This window comes from Geodermatophilus sp. SYSU D00766 (assembly GCF_054049915.1).
Genome location: NZ_JBJGYI010000008.1, coordinates 38,859 through 58,980, shown reverse-complemented (window position 1 = coordinate 58,980; position 20,122 = coordinate 38,859). Strand labels below are relative to the sequence as shown.

General features: G+C 77.8%; 19 protein-coding genes. 9 read left to right on the top strand and 10 right to left on the bottom strand.

The window, feature by feature from the left end; genetic code table 11:
- The first annotated feature begins 138 nt into the window (after positions 1–138).
- Together ACI8AD_RS09055 and ACI8AD_RS09050 are read left to right on the top strand one after the other, a co-directional pair.
- On the top strand, positions 139–1,629 hold the full coding sequence (locus ACI8AD_RS09055; protein WP_456870201.1) for a DUF222 domain-containing protein: 1,491 nt from the start codon (positions 139–141) through the stop codon (positions 1,627–1,629).
- A gap of 203 nt (positions 1,630–1,832) precedes the next feature.
- Positions 1,833–2,120, top strand: coding sequence for a DUF4287 domain-containing protein (locus tag ACI8AD_RS09050; RefSeq protein ID WP_456870200.1), 288 nt, complete (start codon positions 1,833–1,835; stop codon positions 2,118–2,120).
- Positions 2,121–2,190: 70 nt separating this feature from the next.
- Here the strand turns inward: ACI8AD_RS09050 and ACI8AD_RS09045 are convergent, their stop codons facing one another.
- The 4 genes from ACI8AD_RS09045 to ACI8AD_RS09030 all read right to left on the bottom strand — a co-directional run bounded on the left by ACI8AD_RS09045 (position 2,191) and on the right by ACI8AD_RS09030 (position 4,650).
- On the bottom strand, positions 2,191–3,189 hold the full coding sequence (locus ACI8AD_RS09045) for an Acg family FMN-binding oxidoreductase (RefSeq protein WP_456870199.1): 999 nt from the start codon (positions 3,187–3,189) through the stop codon (positions 2,191–2,193).
- 32 nt (positions 3,190–3,221) lie between these two features.
- A complete protein-coding gene (locus tag ACI8AD_RS09040) occupies positions 3,222–3,635 on the bottom strand; it encodes a nitroreductase/quinone reductase family protein (RefSeq protein WP_456870198.1) in 414 nt (137 codons plus the stop codon).
- Positions 3,636–3,643: 8 nt separating this feature from the next.
- Complete coding sequence (locus ACI8AD_RS09035) at positions 3,644–4,117, bottom strand: hypothetical protein (RefSeq protein ID WP_456870197.1); 474 nt, start codon at positions 4,115–4,117, stop codon at positions 3,644–3,646.
- 107 nt (positions 4,118–4,224) lie between these two features.
- Positions 4,225–4,650: a hypothetical protein gene (locus tag ACI8AD_RS09030; RefSeq protein ID WP_456870196.1), complete on the bottom strand. Its 426-nt coding sequence runs from the start codon at positions 4,648–4,650 to the stop codon at positions 4,225–4,227.
- A gap of 155 nt (positions 4,651–4,805) precedes the next feature.
- Here ACI8AD_RS09030 and ACI8AD_RS09025 point away from each other — a divergent pair, with 155 nt between their 5' ends.
- Positions 4,806–5,795: a rod shape-determining protein gene (locus ACI8AD_RS09025; RefSeq protein ID WP_456870195.1), complete on the top strand. Its 990-nt coding sequence runs from the start codon at positions 4,806–4,808 to the stop codon at positions 5,793–5,795.
- A 7-nt stretch (positions 5,796–5,802) separates the two neighbouring features.
- On the opposite strand, the gene ACI8AD_RS09020 is transcribed toward ACI8AD_RS09025, so the two are convergent.
- From ACI8AD_RS09020 to ACI8AD_RS09010, 3 genes are all read right to left on the bottom strand, one after another.
- Positions 5,803–8,850 carry an FtsW/RodA/SpoVE family cell cycle protein gene (locus tag ACI8AD_RS09020; RefSeq protein WP_456870194.1) on the bottom strand — a complete coding sequence of 1,016 codons (3,048 nt, stop codon included), beginning with the start codon at positions 8,848–8,850 and terminating at the stop codon, positions 5,803–5,805.
- 16 nt (positions 8,851–8,866) lie between these two features.
- Positions 8,867–10,003: a hypothetical protein gene (locus ACI8AD_RS09015; RefSeq protein WP_456870193.1), complete on the bottom strand. Its 1,137-nt coding sequence runs from the start codon at positions 10,001–10,003 to the stop codon at positions 8,867–8,869.
- 186 nt (positions 10,004–10,189) lie between these two features.
- Entirely contained in the window at positions 10,190–10,432 is a 243-nt protein-coding gene (locus ACI8AD_RS09010; protein ID WP_456870192.1) for a hypothetical protein, read from the bottom strand.
- 110 nt (positions 10,433–10,542) lie between these two features.
- Here ACI8AD_RS09010 and ACI8AD_RS09005 point away from each other — a divergent pair, with 110 nt between their 5' ends.
- Both ACI8AD_RS09005 and ACI8AD_RS09000 read left to right on the top strand, forming a co-directional pair.
- Complete coding sequence (locus tag ACI8AD_RS09005) at positions 10,543–11,397, top strand: SDR family oxidoreductase (protein WP_456870191.1); 855 nt, start codon at positions 10,543–10,545, stop codon at positions 11,395–11,397.
- 44 nt (positions 11,398–11,441) lie between these two features.
- Positions 11,442–11,903, top strand: a complete 462-nt coding sequence (locus ACI8AD_RS09000) for a TspO/MBR family protein (RefSeq protein WP_456870190.1) — start codon at positions 11,442–11,444, stop codon at positions 11,901–11,903.
- 7 nt (positions 11,904–11,910) lie between these two features.
- Here ACI8AD_RS09000 and ACI8AD_RS08995 read toward each other — a convergent pair whose 3' ends face one another.
- Positions 11,911–12,522, bottom strand: a complete 612-nt coding sequence (locus ACI8AD_RS08995; protein ID WP_456870189.1) for a TetR/AcrR family transcriptional regulator — start codon at positions 12,520–12,522, stop codon at positions 11,911–11,913.
- 102 nt (positions 12,523–12,624) lie between these two features.
- Between ACI8AD_RS08995 and ACI8AD_RS08990 the strand changes: the two genes are divergently transcribed.
- The 3 genes from ACI8AD_RS08990 to ACI8AD_RS08980 all read left to right on the top strand — a co-directional run bounded on the left by ACI8AD_RS08990 (position 12,625) and on the right by ACI8AD_RS08980 (position 15,468).
- Positions 12,625–13,641, top strand: coding sequence for a hypothetical protein (locus ACI8AD_RS08990; protein ID WP_456870188.1), 1,017 nt, complete (start codon positions 12,625–12,627; stop codon positions 13,639–13,641).
- A 43-nt stretch (positions 13,642–13,684) separates the two neighbouring features.
- Complete coding sequence (locus ACI8AD_RS08985; protein WP_456870187.1) at positions 13,685–14,119, top strand: HNH endonuclease signature motif containing protein; 435 nt, start codon at positions 13,685–13,687, stop codon at positions 14,117–14,119.
- 347 nt (positions 14,120–14,466) lie between these two features.
- Complete coding sequence (locus tag ACI8AD_RS08980; protein WP_456870186.1) at positions 14,467–15,468, top strand: hypothetical protein; 1,002 nt, start codon at positions 14,467–14,469, stop codon at positions 15,466–15,468.
- Between the two features lie 94 nt (positions 15,469–15,562).
- Here ACI8AD_RS08980 and ACI8AD_RS08975 read toward each other — a convergent pair whose 3' ends face one another.
- A complete protein-coding gene (locus ACI8AD_RS08975) occupies positions 15,563–16,288 on the bottom strand; it encodes a hypothetical protein (RefSeq protein ID WP_456870185.1) in 726 nt (241 codons plus the stop codon).
- Between the two features lie 170 nt (positions 16,289–16,458).
- Between ACI8AD_RS08975 and ACI8AD_RS08970 the strand changes: the two genes are divergently transcribed.
- Positions 16,459–16,962 carry a DUF2505 domain-containing protein gene (locus tag ACI8AD_RS08970; protein WP_456870184.1) on the top strand — a complete coding sequence of 168 codons (504 nt, stop codon included), beginning with the start codon at positions 16,459–16,461 and terminating at the stop codon, positions 16,960–16,962.
- Between the two features lie 7 nt (positions 16,963–16,969).
- Here the strand turns inward: ACI8AD_RS08970 and ACI8AD_RS08965 are convergent, their stop codons facing one another.
- Positions 16,970–20,101 carry a carboxyl transferase domain-containing protein gene (locus ACI8AD_RS08965; protein ID WP_456870183.1) on the bottom strand — a complete coding sequence of 1,044 codons (3,132 nt, stop codon included), beginning with the start codon at positions 20,099–20,101 and terminating at the stop codon, positions 16,970–16,972.
- Positions 20,102–20,122: the final 21 nt, after the last annotated feature.

The following is a 20,122-nucleotide window of genomic DNA, read 5'->3' as shown; positions in this document are numbered from 1 at the left end:
AGGTCGACGCTAGGGAGCAGGGTGCCGCGGCGGTCACCGCCGAAGGGCCCGGATGCTGCGGGTCCAACGCACCAGCCCCTCCTCTCCACCCGCTCTGACCTGCGGGAACTGTCGTACCCGGTGCGTAGGTTCGGGGTCGTGCAGGAGGTCGCGGAGTACGTGTCACCGGTGGAGCGGGCGCTCGCCGGTGCGCTGCTCGCGCGACCCGTGACGGTCCAGCGTCTGCCGGTGGCGGTGCTCTCCGACGAGCAGGCCGCCGCCGAGCTGCAGCGGCTGCAGGCCCGTAAGGCGATGGAGGCGGCCTACGAGGCGGAGCTGGTGCTGCGGCTGGCCGAGGCCCGCCGCTCCGACGACGACCCCGCTCCCGGCACGCCAGGTGCGCGGTCGTGGAAGCCCGATGGTGAGTTGCCGGGGGTGTCGGAGTTCTTCACCGCCGAGTTGGCGCTGGTGCTCAACTGCGGGCGGGGTACGGCCAACCACCTGGCCACCCGTGCCTGGACCTACCGCGAGCGGCTGCCCGCCACCTGGGCCGCGCTGGCCGCCGGGGAGCTGGACGAGGCGCGCGCCAGGGCGCTGGTCGACGTGCTGCAGCACACCGCCCCGGCCCTGGCCCGCCGCATCGAGGCGGTGGTGCTGCCCGAGGCGGCACAGCTGACCGTCGGCAAGCTCAAGAAGCACGCCCTGGAGCTGCTGCTCGAAGCCGACGCCGACGCGGTCGACCAGCGCCGCACGACCGCCGAACGACAGGCCGACGTGCGCGTCTACCCGTCGCCGACCGACGGGATGAGCACCCTCGCCGCCGACCTCCCGACCGACGTGGCCGCCGCCTGCCACGCGACCGTCGACGCGCTGGCGCGGATGCGGAAGGCCGACGGCGACCCGCGCCCGATCGGGCAGCTGCGCACCGCCGTGTTCGCCGACCTGCTGCAGCGCCCCTGGCAGGCCGGGATGGCGGTGACCGCCCATCTGCAGATCATCGCCACGCTGGCGTCGCTGGCCGGGCGGTCGATGCAGGCCGGGGAGGTGAACGGGCTGCCGATCACAGCCGCCCACCTACGCGAGCTACTGCACCAGTTGGACGCCCTCGGCGTGCAGACCCCCGACGGTGGCACGGTGACGGTGGCGCTCACGGACGAGGACGGCACGCTGCGGGCCACCGCGACGCTGAACCGGCTGCGGAGGCTGGCGCGGCGAGGTTGCCCTCACCACCCCGACGGCGCCTGCAACTGTCCCGTTCTGGACCGGCCCGACCCGGTCGACCGCTACACGCCCTCCGCCGAGCAGCAGGCCTTCGTGCGCACTCGCGACCGCACCTGCCGCTTCCCGACCTGCGGGCAGCGGGTCGGCTGGGCCGACGCCGACCACGTCCTCCCCCACGCCGCCGGCGGGCCCACCGACTGCGCCAACCTGTGCTGCCTGTGCCGCAGCCACCACCGCGTGAAGACCTTCGCCCGCGGCTGGCGCTTCCACATGGCCGCAGACGGAACGCTCACCGTCACCACCCCGTCCGGCATCACCCGCACCACCCGACCACCGGGCCTGCGACCACCACCGCCACCGAAGGCACCCGACCCGCCACCGGAAGCCGACGAACCGCCTGACCCGGACGACGACCCGCCGCCCTTCTGACCGGCGGGCTGCCCCGAACGAGCCGGGGCGTCAGCCGACGGTGAGACGGCAGACGAGAGTGATGGGATTCGTCCGTCGCGGCGGCTCGACATCCCCGCCGCAGGACGTCCACCGACTGCTGTCCGAGCGATGAGTTCTCCGTCGGTGCCCGGTCTCCTGCTCCGACTCGGGAGGCGCCCGGGAGTCGGCGGAAGGTGGAGACAGTGAGCTTCCAGGCATACCTCGACAACATCGAGCAGAAGACCGGGCTGACGCCCCGGCAGTTCATCTCCCTCGCGCACGAGCGCGGCCTCGACCAGCCCACCGTCAAGGCAGGGCAGATCGTCGAGTGGCTGAAGCAGGACCACGGCCTGGGGCGGGGGCACGCCATGGCCCTGGTGCACGTGATCAAGAACGGCGCGCAGATCGACGCCAAGCACGTCGGATCAGCCGGTTCCCACCGCGACGAGTCGGACACGCTGTGGCTCGACGGAGTGCAGGACCGGCCGTGACGCCGCCGCGCCGCTCGCCTGCCGGCCGCCTGGGCTCCACTGACGAGCCGGGTCCCTCGTGCCGCCGGGCTCAGCCGAAGGTCAGGACGTCGGCGACCGGGCGGCGGTTGGTCGACGGCGTCCGGTCACCGCTCGGGTAGCCCAGGCGCAGCAGCATCTGCGGGTAGCCGACCAGGGACAGGCGCGAGCGCAGCTGGGTCCGCGTGGCCGGCCAGTCCAGCGCCTGGGTGAGCGGAGAGGCGGCCAGCCCCTCGGCGGTCGCCTCCAGCAGCACCCGCCCGAGTGCCCGGCCCGCGGTCAGCCACGCCTCGCGGTCGTCGCCGTCGGTGCCCAGCAGCACGACCGTCGGGCGCTCCACCTCCGGCGGGGGCGCGTCGGGGTCCCGGTCGTGCGACGCCGGTCCGGCCGGGCGCGAGCCGACGACGAAGTCGCGGATCAGCCAGTTCGACGGCCGCGTCGACGGGTCCTCCGCCGGGACCGCGCCCACCGGGATGCCGTCGACGGCGGCCGGGTCGGTGCGCACCCACCGCTGCAGCTCCTCGAGGTACTCCGGCTGCCCCTGCTCGATCTCCTCGGCACGGGAGACGAGGAAGACCGTCGCGACCTCCTCCTCCGACCCGCTGATCGCCTTGGACCAGACGCGGAACTCCCCGGCGACGGCCTGCAGCCGGTCGAGCAGCCCGGCGGGCACCGCCCTCGGCAGGAACGGGGCCCGCTCGGTGTGCCGCACGGCGATCGCCGCCCCGAGGGCCCGCTCGCGCTCCCCCGGCTCGCGCTCCCCGGTCACCGTGACGACGGCCAGCAGGTCGGGGTCGGCGGCGTCGGGCAGCAGCTCGACGTCGGCGCCGCGCCCCGCCGCGGCCAGCGCGACGACGGCGAACTCGGCCGCCACGCCGCAGCTGACGGTCCGCTGCCGGCCGCTCGGGTCGAGGGTGCGCAGCGCCCGCGCGGGATCGGTCCGGACCTCCAGCCGGTCGCCGTCGACGCGGAAGGCCCACGGCTGGGTGTTGTGGATCGACGGGGCGCGGGTCGCGGCCTCCACGACCGCTGTCCACTGCTGCTGGTCCACTCCGGGTTCCTCTCCGTACTCGTCAGGGGTCGTCATCGGGGGCCGCCGTCCCGCCCCACCGGGGTCAGCCGCACGAGCGGGTCGCCCGGCGCGACGGTGACCCGGGGGAAGGCGCTGCGGTAGGCGGCGAGCGCGGCCACCCGGCCGGGGTCGCCGGGCGGCAGCAGGCGGGCGCGGCGGGGCTCGTCCCGCCCGTCCCGCCGGACGGTGACCTCCCGGGGGCCGTCCGCGAGGTTGCGCCACCAGGTCTTGCCGGCCGCACCGCCGACGAGGACGACGAGGTCGGCCCCGTCGGGTGCGGCCGCCACCGGCACCTCGTGACGCCGGCCGGTGCGCCGCCCGGTGTAGCCGAGGACGACGAGGGAGCGGCCGAGCAGCCGGCGTCCCGGGCTGCGGGACAGCCGGCGCACCACCGGGTTGACGAACCGGTCGCGCAGCCGCCCCACCGGCGTCCTCAGCCGACCAGCCGCTCGAGCGCGGTGGCGGCCAGCAGCCGGGCCCACCAGGGCCGGCGGACCGGTGCGGCCGGGCGGGCCTGCCGCCACAGCCGGGCGGCCGGGCGCACGGCCATCGCCCCGCCCTTCATGCTCACCCAGCCGCCCGGGCCCATGGTGACCCGCGCCACCGCCGGGCTCGGCCGGCGCGCCAGGCGCGCGGCGACCGCGACCGCGCCGACGACGACCTCCGCCGTCGTCACCACCCGGGTGACGTCGACGACGGGGTGCCAGCGCACCCGGCCGTCGCGGACCTCGAAGGCGCCCAGCGGCCGGACCCCGGACATCCGCGCGGTCGGGCCGTGCCCCTCGCGGCCGTCGCCGGCGCTCGCCGTGTGGCCCGTCGAGGCCACGACCGGGACCACCGTGGCCCCGTCGCGCTCGACCGGCGCCCCGAAGGCCGGTGCCCGGTCGGTCGCGGTGCTGTCCCTCATCGGTCCTCCCCGTGTCGGTGTGTCCTCCCGACCGTGACACGGGCGGCCCGCCGTCTCCCCCGGCCGGAGGTCCCGGCCGCCGGGACCTCCGGCCCTCCCCGGTGGGGCTACCGGCGGGCGGCGCGCAGCCGCAGCAGCGCCACGAGCCAGGCGAGCACCGCCAGGACCGCACCGGCGACGGCGACCCACAGGGCGACCCGCACGACGACCTCCCAGCCGGGGTCGAGGTCGAAGGGGAAGACCTGCAGCACGCGCACCAGCGCCACCAGCCCGACGGCCGTCGTCACGAGCGTGCCCCCGGGGATCGCCGCGCCCCGGGGGCGCGCCAGCTGCACCAGCCCGACGACGATGCCGGCGACCAGCGCCGCGTCGACGAACGGCAGCACCTGCGGGGTGTCGTCGGTCAGGAACGGCACGACGTCCCAGCCCGGCCAGACGTGGAGCAGCAGCAGGACCACCACGTCGGCCAGCACCGCGACGGCGGCGCCCACCCGGCGCCCCGTCGTCGGCGCGCGTGTCAGCTCCCCGGTCACGGCCCCATGCTCGGGACCGCAGGCCCGCCCCGGCAGGGTCGGAGGTCGCGGTCGCCCCGGGACGTACGGATGACTCCGGGGTGTCACCGGCCGGGGACTGGACCGGGCACGGCCCCGCCACCACACTGGCGGTCCCGGCGGTCAGGAGGCACCGCGTGGAACTCGGGATCGATCTCGGCACCGCCACCACGGTCGTCAGCGACGTGCGCCGCGGCATCCTCTACGACGAGCCCACCGTCATGCTCGTGCGGCGCGGCAGCGGCCGCCGGGAACGCGTCCTCGCCGTCGGCCGGGAGGCCGCCGAGCTGCTCGGTCGCGCACCGTCCCGGTACGCCTCGGTGCGCCCCCTGGACGACGGCGTGGTCACCGACCTCGAGACCACCCGCACCTACCTGCGCGCGGTGCTGCGGGCGGCGGGACAGCGAGTGTGGAAACTGCCCGTCCGCGCCGTGGTCACCGTGCCCGCCGGCTCCAGCGCCCTGGAGCACCGCGCGCTCCTCGAGGCCGCCGAGGAGGCCGGCATCCGCCCGGTGACCGCGCTGGACGAGGCGGTCGCCGGGGCCGTCGGCTGCGGCATCGACCCGCTGGAGCGGCGCGTCCACATGGTCGTCGACGTCGGCGGCGGCCGGTCGGAGGCGGTCGCCTTCTGCTACGGCGGCGTGCTCGCCTCCCGCACCAGCAAGACCGGTGGCGAGGAGATGACCCTCGCCGTCGCCCGGTACCTGCGCGAGCAGCAGCAGCTCCACGTCGGCGACCTCGAGGCGGAGGCGCTCAAGGTGCGCCTGGCCTCGGCCGGGGACGAGCCGCTGGTCGTGCAGGGCCGGGACGGCGTCACGGGGCGGCCGCGGCTCGCGACGGTCCCCGCGGCGGAGGTCGCCGGGGCGCTGCGCCCGGTCGTCGACGAGGTCCTCCGGACGCTGGTCCCCTGCCTCGACGACCTCCCGCCGCAGGCGATCGCCGACGTGATGGGCGAGGGCGTGCTCCTCTTCGGCGGGTCCTCGCTGGTCCCGGGCCTGCCGCAGGAGCTGGAGCGGGCGCTGGGCCTGCCGGTCAAGTGCGCCGACGAGCCGCTGACCTGCGTCGCCGAGGGTGCCGCGCGGGCGCTGCGCAACCGGGCGCTGCTGTCGGCCTACGGCCGCCGCTGACCGCGGGTCAGGGGGCCTGCACCGGGGCGGTGGCCAGCACCCCGTCCCGGTTCTCCAGGTAGTACCGCAGCCCGTCCTCGGCGACGTCGCCCGCGCTCCTCGGCGCGGTGTCCGGGGCCTGCACGAGGGTGGTGACCACGATCTCGGGTGCCTCCATCGGGGCCGCGGCGGTCATCCAGTAGTCGTACTCGTCGTCGGCCAGGCCGCCGTCCTGAGCGGTGCCGGTCTTGCCGCCGACCGGCGCCGGCAGGTCGGCGTACCGGGCGCCCGTGCCGGAGGTCACCACCGCGCGCATGCCCTCCCGCACCGGCCCGAGCGCCGCGGCGAAGGGCAGCGGCGTGGCCGCCGGCGCCGGCAGCGCGCTCCACCCCGAGGCCGCCGTCCCGATCGCCATCCCCAGCCGGGGGGTGACCAGCTGGCCGGTGGCCGCGGCTGCGGTCCACCGGGCGTTCTGCAGCGGGGTGACCTGGATCTCGCCCTGCCCGATCCCGAGGATGACGGTCGACCCGCCGTACCAGGTGCCGCCGTCGGCCTCCACCGACTCCGGGGTGCCGAGGTAGCCGGCCGACTCACCGGGCAGGTCGATGCCGGTCCGCTGCCCGACCCCCAGCGCCGTCGCGGTCTCGGCGATCGCCTCGGGCCCGAGCGCGAGGGCCAGCTTGTAGAAGTAGACGTCGTTCGACATGGCGATCGACTCGACGAGGTCCATCGGCCCCATCGGCTTCCAGTTGCCGAACGTGTGACCGCCGTAGGTGAGGCTGCCGCCGGTGGGCACGACCTGGCGGGGGTCCCAGGTGCCGTGCGCCTGGTTGGCCGCGGCCACCACCAGCTTGAACGTGGACCCGGGCGGCACGGCCGCCTGGGTCACGTGCTCGAGCGTCGGTGACCCGGGTGCCTCGTTCAGCGCCGCGATCGCGGCGGCGTCGGCCGGCGGCCCCCAGACGCCGTTGTCGAAGGAGGGGGCGCTGGCCATGGCCAGCACCTGTCCCGAGCGGGGGTCCATCGCGACGGCGGCCGCGACGGCTCCCACCGGCCGGCGCTGGGCGGCCAGCGCGGTCACCAGCCCGTCGTACAGTCGCCGCTGCAGGCCGACGTCCAGCGACAGCCGCAGGTCGGCGCCGGGGACGGGCTCCACCCGCTCGGCGAGGGCGACGGGCACGCCCGCCGGGTCGACGTAGAAGCACTGGCGGCCGTTGGTGCCGCGGAGCACGGCGTCGTACTGCAGCTCGAGCCCGGCCCGGCCGACCATCTCGCCGGTGGGCAGGCCGGGCCAGCGCTCCTCCGCCTCGGGCGTGGCCACGCCGACGAAGCCGAGGACCGGCCCCAGCACCGCACCCTCGGGGTACGACCGGCGGGGCTCCGGGACGACGAGCACGCCGGTGAGGCCGGCCGCGGCGACGGCGTCCGCGACGGGCCGGGGCACCTCGGCCACGGGCAGGGACAGCGCGGTGGGATCGGCCGCGTCGAGCTCGGTCTGCAGGTCGGCGGGCGGCCGGCCGGTCAGCGCGGCGAGCCGTTCGACGGCCGCGGGGTCGTCGCGGAGCAGGGCCGGGACCACGAGCACCCGGTCCACGCCGGTGCCGGCGGCCGCGGCGTCCACGGCGAGCGGGGCGTCGTGCCGGTCGGTGATAGCGCCGCGGGGCGCGGGCAACCGGGTGCAGCGGGTCATCTGCTCCTCACCGGCGAGCGAGAGCTCCTCGCCGCGGGTGACCTGCAGCCGCCAGCCGTACAGGCCGAAGGAGACCAGGAGGACCGAGACGGCGGCCGCGGCCAGCCGGACCAGCCGCGGGCGGGGGTTGCGCCGGACCGGCTCGGCCCACAGTCGCCGGCGCGTGCTGTCGCGGCGGACGCCCAGGACGACGCCGATCGCGGCGAGGTGCACGACCAGCGCCGTCCCGCCGTAGCTGAGCAGCGGGAACGGCACGCCGGCCAGGGGCAGCAGCCCGAGGTTGGCACCGACCGAGACGACGGTCTCGACGCCCATGAGGACGGCCAGCCCGCCGCCGACGAGCGCGGCGTGGGGCGTGCGCGCCCGGCGGGCGGCCAGCGCGAGCCGCCACACGAGCACGACGACGGCGAGCACGACCCCGGCACCCGCGACCAGCCCCCACTGCCCGACCAGGCTGGCCGGCGCGAGGTCGGTGTGCCCCTCGGGCAGGTACTCGGCGCGCAGCTCACGCAGCGGGTCGTCCGCCCGGCCGGTGAGCCCGCCGGAGGCCACCGCGATGTGCGCCTGGCGCAGCGCCCACCCCGACCCGGTCGGCGACTCTTGCGCGCCGACGAGGAAGGTGCCCAGGCGCTGCAGCTGGTAGGGCTGCAGCAGGCTGATCATCAGCGGCGCCGCGATGACGACCGCGGCGCCCAGCGGCAGCAGGAAGCGCGCGGGCACCCGCCCGAGGACGAGCATCGACGCGGTGAGCACGGTCAGCAGGGCCGTCGTGCTGAGGTCGGGCTGCATCAGGGTCAGCCCGATGGGCACGGCCGCGAGCAGCAGGGCGAGGGAGAACCGCCGCCAGGCCGGCCGGGCGGAGCCGAGGACGGCGGCGAGGACCAGCAGCAGCCCCAGCTTGGCCAGCTCGGAGGGCTGGAAGGTGACCGAGCCGAGGACGAACCACCGGGTGGCGCCCTTGACCGTGACCCCGACGGTGAGGACGCCGACGAGGAAGACGACGGCCGCGGCGTAGGCGGCCCAGCCCAGCACGCCGAGGTACCGGACGCGCACCCGCCAGAACGCGGCCAGGGCCAGCACGCCCCCGGCGGCGATCGCGCCCTGGCGCAGCGCCAGCTCCTCGTCGCCGATGAGGTACAGGTTGGCCAGCCCGAGCCCGACCACGGCGAGGGCGGCGACGACGGCGAGCAGGTCGAACAGGGCGCTGCGGCGGGCCCGGCGCTCCTCCCGGGTCCGCCGCCGCCTGCCGTCCGCCCCGGTGGGCAGCCCGTCCGGTCCCCCGGACGGCTCCTCGGGGCCGGTCCAGAGCACCCGGCGCTGCCGCCTGCTCCACCGCCGGCTCCTGGCCTCGTCCGCCGGCCGGCCGGCGGGCTCGGGGTACGGCATGCGGCCCTCCCGTCGGTCAGCGGGTCAGGAGCTCGGGTGGGCACGACCCCACGGGCAGCGGCGCGGAGGCGGCCGCCGCGGGCAGGTCGGTCACGGCCAGCACCGCGACGGCCGGCAGCGGCGGCAGCGCGACGACGCCGACGGCCTCGGCCCGCGTCCCTCCCGCCGGGACGGTGCGCGTGCCCCCCGGCGCCGTGGACGTGGCGCCGGTGCAGCGGTCGACGAGCAGGTAGGACCAGGTCACCTGCTGGTCGGCGGCCCCGGCGACCAGCCGCACCTGCACCCGCACGGTGCACGGTGTGCCCGGCTCGCACCCGGTGAGGCCGCGCAGGTCGACCCCGGTCACGCTGCCGGCCGCCGCCGGGGCGGGGGGTGCGATCGCGACGCCGTCCGGTTCGGGTTCCGCGGCGGTCGCCTCCTCACCGCTGCGGCCGGCGTCGAGGAGCACCTCGACGTCCTCGGCGATGTCGTCGCGCAGCACGACGACCTCGACCGTGACCACCGCGGCCAGGACCACGACCGACAGCAGCCACGCGCCGACGCGCCGCGCGGTCCGGGAGCCCTCCCGCCGGACCGGGCGGGCCACCGGAGCGCGGACCGCGGCCGGTGGGGGCCCGCCCGACGGCCCGCCCGCACCGATCGCCCGCACCAGCGCGCCGAGCTCGGCGCGGACGGCGCCGCGGTCGAGCGCGGCGGCCGACTCGGTGAGCCGGCGCGCCACGGCGGGGACGCCGTCGCCCGGCAGGTCCGCGATCCCGGCGTCGACCGCGGCCGACAGCGGGTCCGCGGTGGGATCGGCGCCGGGCCGGGTGGCGGCCGCGACGCCGGCGAGGACCGCCGCGACGGCGGAGGCGGTCGGGGGCGGGCCGCCGTCGAGGACCACGCACCCGTCGGGTCCGACCACGACCCCGCCCGGTGCCCCGGCGGGGTCGGCGGCCCCGGCGGCCGGCAGCTCCGCCACCGCCTCGAGGACGGCCGTCGCCAGCTCCAGCGCCTGGGGAGGGGTGAGCCGGGCGAGGGCCAGCAGGCGCGGGAGCGCGACCCCGTCGCGGGGGACCGGCGGTGCAGCGGGCGGCTGCCGGCCGGGGGCGAGGTCGGGGTCCGGGCCCGGGCCGTGGCGCTCGGGCGACCGCTGGATCGTCAGGTCCGCCACGGGCACCCACCGCCCCATCCGTGTGCTCAGATGTCCCCGGGTCCGGCTCCGCCCAGGCTGGCGCACGGTGGCCCCCGCTGTCACCGGGTCACGGTGTGGTGCCGTCCCGGAACCGGCGCGTCGCGCGCGGGAACGCGGCGCGTCGCGGGTGGGACGCGTCGACGGGTTCCGGATCCCCGGTCGCCGTCAGCCGCCGGGCGTGGCCTGGAGGTCGTCGCGCAGCCGGACCCGCGCCGCCCGCAGCGGCCTGCCGTGGTCGCCCGGCTCGGTCCAGTCCACGGTGACGACCTGCCCGGCCCGCAGCGGGCCGCCGTCCACCACGGCGGCGTCGGCCCAGCACTCCTCGGGCGGGTCGGTCACCTCGATGACGCCGCCGGTGCCCTCGTCCCACCGGACGACGGTGCCCGCCGAGCTGCCGCTGCGTGCCATGCCGCAAGGTTGCGCCCCGCAGGCGCGGGCGACAACCACGGGCCCGGCCACCCGGCGTGCGGACCGGCCAGGACGTCCGGTCCGGGTCCCGGCCCGCCGATGGGAGGGGGGTGAAGCCGCAGCGCCCCTCCGTCCTCGTCACCGGCAGCTCCTCGGGCCTCGGCCTGCAGACCGCCGTCGAGCTGGCCGGCCGCGGCTGGCAGGTCGTCGCCTCGATGCGCGACCCGCAGCGGCGCACGGCGCTCGACGCCCGCGCCCGGGAGGCCGGCCTCGACCCGCTCGACGTCGTCGCGCTCGACGTCACCGACCCCGACGCGGCGAAGCGGGCGGTGGAGGAGACGCTGGAGCTCACCGGCGGCCGGCTCGACGCGCTCGTCAGCAACGCCGGCACGGCCTCGGGCGGCGCCTTCGAGGACACCGACGAGGCGGAGTGGCAGCGGGTCCTCGACACCAACCTGCTCGGCGCCATGCGGCTGACCAAGCTGGTCCTGCCGGTGATGCGCGCGCAGCGCTCCGGGCGCCTGCTGTTCGTCTCCAGCGACTCCGCGCGCTACGGCAACCCCGGCCTGTCGCTGTACTGCGCGTCGAAGTGGGCGCTCGAGGGCTGGGCGGAGTCGCTGGCCTACGAGGTGGAGCCCTTCGGCGTCCGGGTGGTCCTGCTCGAGCCGGGCAACTACGACACCGCCATCTGGTCGACCACCCCGCGCGTCGCCCCGCCGGAGAGCCCCTACGCCGGCCTGCTGGCCACGGTCGAGCGCTTCGTGGTCGAGGAGCACCTGCCGCGCTCGCGCGACCCGCGGGAGGTCGGCCGCGCCGTGGCGCGCGCGCTGACCGCCGGGCGCCCGCCGTTCCGGGTGACGGTCGGCCCGGACGCCCGCCTCGCCGGGGTCCTGGGCCGGCTCCCCTACCGGGCGACGGCGGTCGCCGTGCGGCGGCTCACCGGCCTGCACCGCTGGCGCCCCTGAGCCGGCGCCGCGCGCACCGGCCGGGGACGGCGGAGGCTGGGCGCGTGCGACGTCCCACGCTGACCTCCTCGGCCGCCGTCGTCCTGACCGCCCTGGCGGGCACGGCCGCGACCGACGTCGACTCGACCTGGTACCGCCGCCTCGACAAGCCCCGCTGGCAGCCGCCCGGACCGGTGTTCGGGATCGTGTGGACCGGGCTCTACGCGCTGCTGGCGTTCGCCGGCGGGCGCGGCCTGCGGCTCGCCGGCGCGGCCGACCCCGGCTACGCCCGCGCCTTCGCGGGCAACCTGGTGCTGAACGCGGGCTGGTCGTGGGCGTTCTTCCGCGCGCACCGGCCGCCGCTGGCGACCGTGGAGGCGGCGGTGCTGGCCGCGTCGACCGCCGACCTCGCCCGGCGGACCGCCCGGCTCGACCGCACCGCCGGCCAGGCGCTGCTCCCCTACGCGGTCTGGACGGCGTTCGCGACCGTGCTGAGCGGGGAGATCGCCCGCCGCAACCGCGGCTGACCCGGCCTCAGCCGCGGGCGACCGGGGCGCCGCCCCAGGCGACCTGCACCGCGGCGCCGTAGGCGGCGGGGTCGACGTCGCCGAGCAGCAGCCGCTGCACCAGGAAGCCGATGACCGACGAGAGCATCGTCGCGCCCAGGTGCTCGGGATCGGCGTCGGCGGGCAGCCGGCCGGCCGCCTGGTTCCGGCGGGCGACCTCGACGAAGAACCCGCGCATGGTGCGGTAGGCGCGCTCGACGGCGGCGTGCACCGGGGGGTTGCGCAGCGACTCCCCCCACGCCTGGACGGCGACCCGGGTGAGGTCGACCGGCCCGCGCCCGGCCACGTCGGCGACCATCCGCACCGCCGTCGCCACCGCCGTCGCCGGGTCGGGGACGTCGTCGCGCAGCAGCACCTCGAAGCGGCCGGCGGCCTCCCCGACCACCCGCTCGACGATCGCCGCGATGAGCTCGTCCTTGCTGCGGAAGTAGCGGTAGACCGCGCCGGCCGAGAGGCCGGAGGCGGCGATGACGTCGGCCATGCCGGTGGCCTGGAAGCCGTTGGCCGCGAAGCGGGCGGTGGCCGCGTCGAGGATCTGGTCGCGGCGGGCAGCGAGGTGGGACTCGGGGACGCGGGGCACGGACCCATCATAAAGCGAACGACCGTTCTTGACGACGAGGTGCGGCGGGTCCACACTGGCGCACGCAAGCGAACGGTCATTCGTTCTACAGGAGCGGTCCCGATGCCCACCTCCGCCACACCCCCGGCCCGGACCCCGCGCGGGTCCGCCGTCGCGGCCGTCGCCGCGGTCGCCGTCCTGCTCACCGTCGTCCTGACCGCGTTCGCGTGGCCCGCCGTCCGGTCGGCGCCGCACGACCTGCCCCTCGCCGTCGCAGGGCCGACGGCCGCCGTCGGGCAGGTGGCCGGCGCCCTCGACTCCGCCGCGCCGGGTGCGTTCGACGTCCGGCCGGTGGCCGACGAGGCCGCGGCCCGCGGGGCGATCGAGGAGCGCGAGGTCCACGGCGCCGTCGTCGTCGACACCGGCGGGCCCCGCCTGCTCGTCGCCTCGGCCGCCTCCCCCACCGTCGCCAACGCCCTGCGCCAGGTGGCGGCCGGTCTCGGCGCGGCCACCGGGACGCCCGTGCCGGTCGAGGACGTCGTCCCCGCCCCGGAGGCCGACCCGCGCGGTGCCGGTCTCGCCGCCGCCGCCCTGCCGCTCGCCCTGGGCGGGATCGTCACCGCCGGGCTGACCTCGCGGCTGGTCCGCGGGCGGGGGCGGCGGGTGGCCACGGCGCTCGCCGCCGCGGTGGCCGGCGGGATGGTGACCGCCACCGTCCTGGGCAGCTGGCTGGGGTCGGTCGAGGGGTCGTGGTGGACGACGTCGGCCGTGGTGGCCTTCGGCATCGCGGCGACCGCACTGGTCCTGCTGGGCCTGCACGAGCTGCTCGGCACGCCGGGGCTGGCCCTGGGCGCGGCGGTCACGGTGCTGCTCGGCAACCCGCTGTCCGGACTGTCCGGGGCGCCCGACCTGCTGCCGGGCGCGTGGGGCACCGTCGGCCAGTGGCTGCCGCCGGGGGCGACCGGGACCCTGCTGCGGGCCACCTCGTGGTTCGACGGCGCCGGGGCGGGGTCGGCGGTGCTCGTGCTCACGGCCTGGTGCCTGTCCGGCCTGACCCTGATCGGCGCGGCGGCCGCCCGCGCCCGCCGCTCCCGGCCGGCCGTGTCGGCGCCCGCCACCCGGGAGGCCGTGCCGGTCTGAACCTCCCTGCTCGACGACGGCTGCCGCCGCGCTCACCGCACCGGTGGGCGCGGCGGCACACCGCCCGCACGCCGCGGTCGTCGACGCGCTCCGCGGCAGCCTGGCCGCCCTCACCGACGCCGCGGGCCCCCGCCGCGGTCGCGCCCTCGGCCCGCCTGCCGGGACCGGCCGGTACGCCGCGGGCACCGAGCTGGACCGCTTCGTCCGGCTGCGCGACCGGCGCTGCCGGTTCCCGGGGTGCCGCGCCCGCACGCGCACGTGCGACCTCGACCACTGCCCACGGTGGCCCGAGGGCCACACCACCCACGCGAACCTGTGCTGCCTGTGCGAGCACCACCACCGGCTCGAGCACCAGGCGCCCGGCTGGCGGTTCGACGCCGGCGACGACGGCGCTCTCGAGGTGACGACACCGGGCGGCGAGGTGCGGCACAGCCGTCCCCCGCGCTTCGGGAGTGATCTCGACCTGCCGCCCTTCTGACCGGCGCGCCACGGCTGGCCCGACCACGTGCCGCGCTCCGGACAGCGGCGCACACGGGCAGTGACGACCCGCGCGGCCAGGTGGCCCCGCGACACGCGGCCGGTCGACCGCGACGCGCGGACTCCCGTAGACGACCGGAACGGTCCGGGTCACGATGGGCGTCCACGCCGTCCGGCAGCTCAGGGGGGAGAGCAGTGGACAGGTCACGACGCGGGATCCGCTCGGCCCGGTTCATCCCGGCCGTGGGCGCGAGCGCCTGCGCCCTGGGGGTGGCGGCGGCACTGACCGCGGCATCGGGGGCACCCGCCGCCGGCGGCGTCGGAGGGGCACCCTCCTCCGCCGGTGACGTGGACGCGTCGGCGTCCGACCCGGCCTCCGACGCCGGCCCGCTGGCCGTGCCGAGCATCGGCGTGCTCGCCCCCGGCTTCGAGAACGGGTGGGCGCCCGCGCCGCCGCTGGAGCCCGTCGTCGACTGGACGACCCTGACGCCCGCGGACCCGTTCCCGCCCCTCGCCCGCGACCTGGACCGCTACCTCGACGAGGGCGCCTCCGCGGGGACCCAGGCCGCGCCGTCGAGCAGCCCCGCGGCCGCCCTGTCGAGCAGCACGGCGGCAGCGCCGTCGACCGCTCCCGGCGTCACGCCCGCGCCTGCTCCGGCGGGGACCCCGAGCGCCACCCCGACGCCCACCGGCACCCCGACGCCGACGGGGCCGGCATCCACCAGCCCGAGCACCGCCCCGGCCGCCGCCCCCACCGGGACACCGGCGCCGACCGGGACGCCGAGCCCGTCGCCCACCGAGACCCCGACGCCGACGGAGACGCCCGCGCCGACGGAGACGCCCACGCCGACGGAGACGCCCACGCCGACCGAGACGCCCACGCCGACCGAGACGCCCACGCCGACCGAGACGCCCACGCCGACCGAGACGCCCACGCCGACCGAGACCCCCGAGCCGACCGAGACCCCCGAGCCGACCGAGACCCCCGAGCCGACCGAGACCCCCGAGCCGACCGAGACCCCCGAGCCGACCGAGACCCCCGAGCCGACCGAGACCCCCGAGCCGACCGAGACCCTCGAGCCGACCGAGACCCCGACGCCGACGGAGACGCCCGCGCCCACCGAGACGCCCGCACCGACGCCGGCACCCGCCGAGACCCCGGCCCCGACGGAGCCGACCGACACACCGGCCCCCGCGCCCATCGACCCGGCGTGCGAGGACCCCGAGGTGACGGACCCGGCGACACCGGCACCCGAGCAGCCGGCCGCCGACCCCGCGGCCACCACCCCGGCCGAGACCCCGGAGGCCACCGCCTGCACGCCGGCCGAGCCGGCGCCCGCGGCCCCCTGACCGAGGACGAACGGAGGCCCCCACCCCTGGCACGGGGTGGGGGCCTCCGTCACGTCACGGGGCGCCGGCAGGCAGGCCCCGGGCCGCGAGCAGGTCAGCGCTCGGCGGCCTTGGCGAAGTGGGCCACGCACTGGCCCTGGTTGCGGAACGTCGGCTGGAAGCTGAGGGCCCAGCCGCCGTCCTGGCACATCTGGCCGCTGTTCAGGCGACCACCCCTGCCGAACGTGTAGCGGGTGCCGTCGAACTCGATGGCCTCGAGCAGGCCCTCACCCTCGACGCCGGAGCCGAGGGAGAAGCCGAACGCCTTCACCTCGGCCCTGGGGAAGGCCGTGCGCCACTCGTCGGGGGTGCCGTACCAGTCGCTACCCGAACCACCGCCGGTCTCCGGGGCTGCGGCCTTGACGAAGGTCTTGGCGGCCTTGTTGACCCACCAGTCGGTCCCGTACGACCCCGGCTCGCCTACGAGGATCCCGTCCCCGCTGCCGTCCGCGTCGAAGTCGACGACGAGCTGGAAGCCTGGCGGGATCGTCCCCGAGATCGGCGTGTAGTCGAGGCTGGGCTCCCCCACGCCGGAGAGCGGGACGTCGTCGGCAGAGACGTACTCGGCGACCTTGTCGGTGCTCGTCTTCCCCTCGGTCCAGATGTGCAGCGCAGTGCCCCGGACCTCGTAGTGACCAGTCGCTCGGGTGTCGCTCAGGATCCCGATGAAGTCCCCCGGGGCCTTGAGGACCTCGGTCTCCGCGGCCTGGGCGGCCGGACCGGTGAGCAGGATGGTGACGCCGGCGGCGAGAGCCCCGGCGACGGCGGTGCTGCGGCGCACGCGTCGTCTCCTCGGTGAGGGCGCCGGACACGGTCTCCGGCGCGGTGCCCGGACGCCAGGTCGCCGTCGGCCCGGTACCGCGGAGGTCCGCACCGTGCCGGACGCACCCGTCCCACCACCCCCGCGGACCCCGCTCGTGCAGCCGGAGGACGGGCGGACGACCATGGGGCGTGCCCATCGACGCCACCACCACCTACACCGCCGACCCCGACCGCGTCCTCGCCGTCCTCACCGACGAGACCTTCCTGCGCGAGGTCGCCGCGGCCCTCGAGGCGCAGGTGCACGAGGCGTCCAGCAGCGCCGACGGCACCGCCACCACGACGCGGGTGCGCCTGTCGGCCCCCACGACGGGCATCCCGCCGGTCTTCGCCCGCTTCGTCGGCAGCACCGTGCCCGTCTCGCAGACCACCACCTGGACCCCGGACGGCGACGGCGGCCACCGCGGCGCCCTCGACCTGCGCGCCGAGATCATGGGCCGCGAGGCACGGGTGCGCTGCGAGCGGCGGCTGACCCCCTCCGCCGACGGGACGCGCGCCACGGTCACCGGCGACGCGAAGGTCCACGCCCCGCTCATCGGCCGGCAGGCCGAGGCCGCCGTCCGCGACCTGGTCACCCAGGTGGTGCTGCGCCGCGAGCACGAGGTGCTGCAGCGCCGGCTCGGCGAGTCCGGCTGAGCGCGGCTCAGGCCAGCCCGGCCAGCGCCCGCAGCAGCACCTCCCGGGTCTGCGCCGGGTCCACGACGTCGTCGACCTCGAACGCCGAGGCCACGGTCAGCGCCCCGCCCCGCGCGTAGGACTCCGCCACCAGCTCGGCGAAGCGCGCCTCGCGCGCCGCGGGCGGCAGCGCCTCCAGCTCCCGCCGCGACCCCAGCCGGACGGCGCCCTCCAGGCTCATCGGCCCGAACTCGCCGGTCGGCCAGGCCAGCGTCAGCAGCGGGGCCCGCAGGTCGCCGCCGAGCATCGCCATCGCGCCCAGGCCGTAGGCCTTGCGCAGCACCACCGCCAGCAGCGGCGTGCCCAGCTGCGCGCCGGCGACGGAGAGCCCGCCGAAGCGCCGCACGGTGCCCGTGCGCTCGGACTCCGGCCCGACCATGAACCCCGGGGTGTCCACCAGCGAGACCACCGGCAGCCCGGCCGACGCGCACAGCCGCAGGAACGCCGCCGCCTTGTCCGCCGACTCCCCGTCGATGGCGCCGCCGAGGTGGCGCGGGTCGTTGGCGAGGAAGCCCACCGGCCGCCCGCCCAGCCGCGCCAGCGCGGTGACGACGCCGCGGCCGAACGCCGGACGCAGCTCCAGCACGCTCCCGGCGTCGGCCAGCGTGGCGACCACCGGCCGCACGTCGTAGCTGCGCACCCGGTTGGCCGGCAGCGCCGTCCGCAGCGGCCCCTGGTCGGCGCCCTCCCCCGGCTCGATCCGCCCGGCCAGCAGCCCCACCGCCTGCCGGGCGGCGGCCACGGCGGCGGCGTCGTCGGGCACCACGACGTCGACGACACCGGTGGCCGCGTGCACCGCCGTCGGGCCGACGTCGTCCGGCGCGACGACGCCGAGCCCACCGGCCTCGATCATCGCCGGGCCGCCCATGCCGATGCTGCTGTCCTCGGTGGCGACGACGACGTCGCAGCAGCCCACCAGCGCGGCGTTGCCGGCGAAGCAGTACCCCGAGACGACGGCGACGGTGGGCACCCGGCCGGCCAGGCGCGCCATGGTGGTGAAGGTCGGCACGTCGAGGTGGGAGAAGCCGCCGCCGTCGGTGTCGCCCGGCCGCCCGCCGCCGCCCTCGGCGACCAGCACCACCGGCAGCCCCCGGTCGGCGGCGAGCTCCAGCAGCCGGTCGGTCTTGCGGTGGCCGGTGCGCCCCTGCGTGCCGGCCAGCACGGTGTAGTCGTAGGCCAGCACCGCGCAGGGGACGCCGCCGACCTCGCCGAGGCCGGTGACGATGCCGTCGGCGGGCGTGCGGGCGACGAGCTCCGCGAGCGACCGGCGGGCGCGCTGCGCGGCGAGGCCGAGCTGTCCGTACTCGACGAAGGTGCCGTCGTCGACCAGCGCGGCCACGGTCTCCCGGGCGGTCATCCGGCCCGCGGCGTGCCGGGCGGCGACCGCCTCCGGCCGCGCCTCGTCGAGCGTGGCGGCCTGCCGCTCGAGCAGCTCGGCCAGCTCCGGGCGGATCGCGCCGGGGTCGTCGTCGGCCGGTCCGCCGTCGGCACCGCCCACCTCGCCGGGCACCACCCCGCCGAGCACCGCGCCGGCGGTCACGACGTCGCCCACGCGCACCGCCAGGCCGGTGAGCACGCCGCCGGCCGGTGCGGCGACCACGTGCTCCATCTTCATCGCCTCCAGCACCAGCAGCGGAGCGCCCGCGGCGACGGCGTCCCCGTCGGCGGCGGCCACCTCGACCACCGCCCCCGACAGCGGCGCGGTCACCGGCAGCACGCCGTCGACGGGCCGCACCTCCTCCACGGGCCGGTCGGGCACCAGCTCGGCCAGCCGCGCGTCGACCAGGTCGGTGGTGGCCGTTCCGGCGGCCACCTCCGGCAGCCCGACCAGCGCGGCGAGCAGGTCCCCGTTCACCGGCACGCCGGCGACGTCGAGCTCGGCCAGCGCCCGGGCGGTACCGGCGAGCGCGCGGGGCAGGTCGCGGTCGTGCACGACGACCTTGGCCAGCAGCGAGTCGTAGCGGGGGCCGACCTCGGCGCCGGGCACCGCGGCGGTGTCCACCCGCACGCCGCGCCCGGTCGGCGGGACGAACCGCTCGAGCACGCCGGTGCCCGGCCGCACGGTGCCGTCGGGCAGCAGCGTCTCGGCGTTGACCCGGACCTGGACGGCGGCGCCGCGGACCGGGGGCGGCGCGGACAGGCCCAGGTCGGCCAGCGACAGCCCCTCGGCCAGCCGGATGCCCACCTCGACGAGGTCGAGGCCGGTGACCTCCTCGGTGACGGTGTGCTCGACCTGCAGCCGCGGGTTGACCTCGAGGAAGGCGACCTCGCCGCCGCGGACGAGGAACTCCACGGTCGCCAGGCCGCGCAGCCCCGCCGAGCCGCACAGCGCGCTCGCCCAGGCGGCCAGGCGGGCGCGCAGGTCGTCGTCGAGGGCCGGGGCGGGCGCGACCTCGACCAGCTTCTGCCGGCGCCGCTGCAGCGAGCAGTCCCGGTCGCCGAGGGCCACCACGCGGGCGCCGTCGCCGGCCACCTGCACCTCGACGTGCCGCGCGCCGGTCAGCAGCCGCTCGAGGTAGAGCGCGCCGTCGCCGAACGCCGCGAGCGCCTCCGACCGGCAGCGCTCCAGGGCCGCGGGCAGCGCGGCGGGGTCGTGCACCGGCCGCATCCCGCGCCCGCCGCCCCCGGCGAGCGCCTTGACCATCGCCGGGCCGCCGGCGAGGAACGCCGCGGCCGCCTCGGGGGCCGGGTCGGCGCCGGTGGCGGCCAGTACCGGCACGCCCTGCTCGACTGCCCTCGCCCGGGCCCGCGTCTTGTCGCCGAACAGCGCCAGCACGCCCTCGTCCGGGCCGACGAAGGCGATGCCCGCGTCGGCGCAGGCGCGGGCCAGCCGCGGGCTCTCGGCGAGGAAGCCCCAGCCGGGGTGCAGGCCGTCGGCGCCGCTGCGCACGGCGGCACCGACCACCGCGGCGACGTCGAGGTAGGCGGCCGGGCCGGTGCCGGGCAGCCGGACGGCGTCGTCGGCGCGGCGCACGTGCAGGCTCCCGGCGTCGTCGTCGGGGGCGACCGCGACGGTGGACAGCCCGAGGGCGGCGGCGGTCCGCAGCACGCGGACGGCGACCTCGCCGCGGTTGGCGACCAGCAGCCGGGTGACGCTCACGGACGCCGGAGTCTAGGGAGC

Bases quoted from the DNA above. Each gene is read 5' to 3' on its own strand.
- ACI8AD_RS09035 (WP_456870197.1), bottom strand. From the start codon at position 4,117: ATGAGGGACAGCACCGCGACCGACCGGGCACCGGCCTTCGGGGCGCCG.
- ACI8AD_RS09020 (WP_456870194.1), bottom strand. From the start codon at position 8,850: ATGCCGTACCCCGAGCCCGCCGGCCGGCCGGCGGACGAGGCCAGGAGC.
- ACI8AD_RS09010 (WP_456870192.1), bottom strand. From the start codon at position 10,432: ATGGCACGCAGCGGCAGCTCGGCGGGCACCGTCGTCCGGTGGGACGAG.
- ACI8AD_RS08990 (WP_456870188.1), top strand. From the start codon at position 12,625: ATGCCCACCTCCGCCACACCCCCGGCCCGGACCCCGCGCGGGTCCGCC.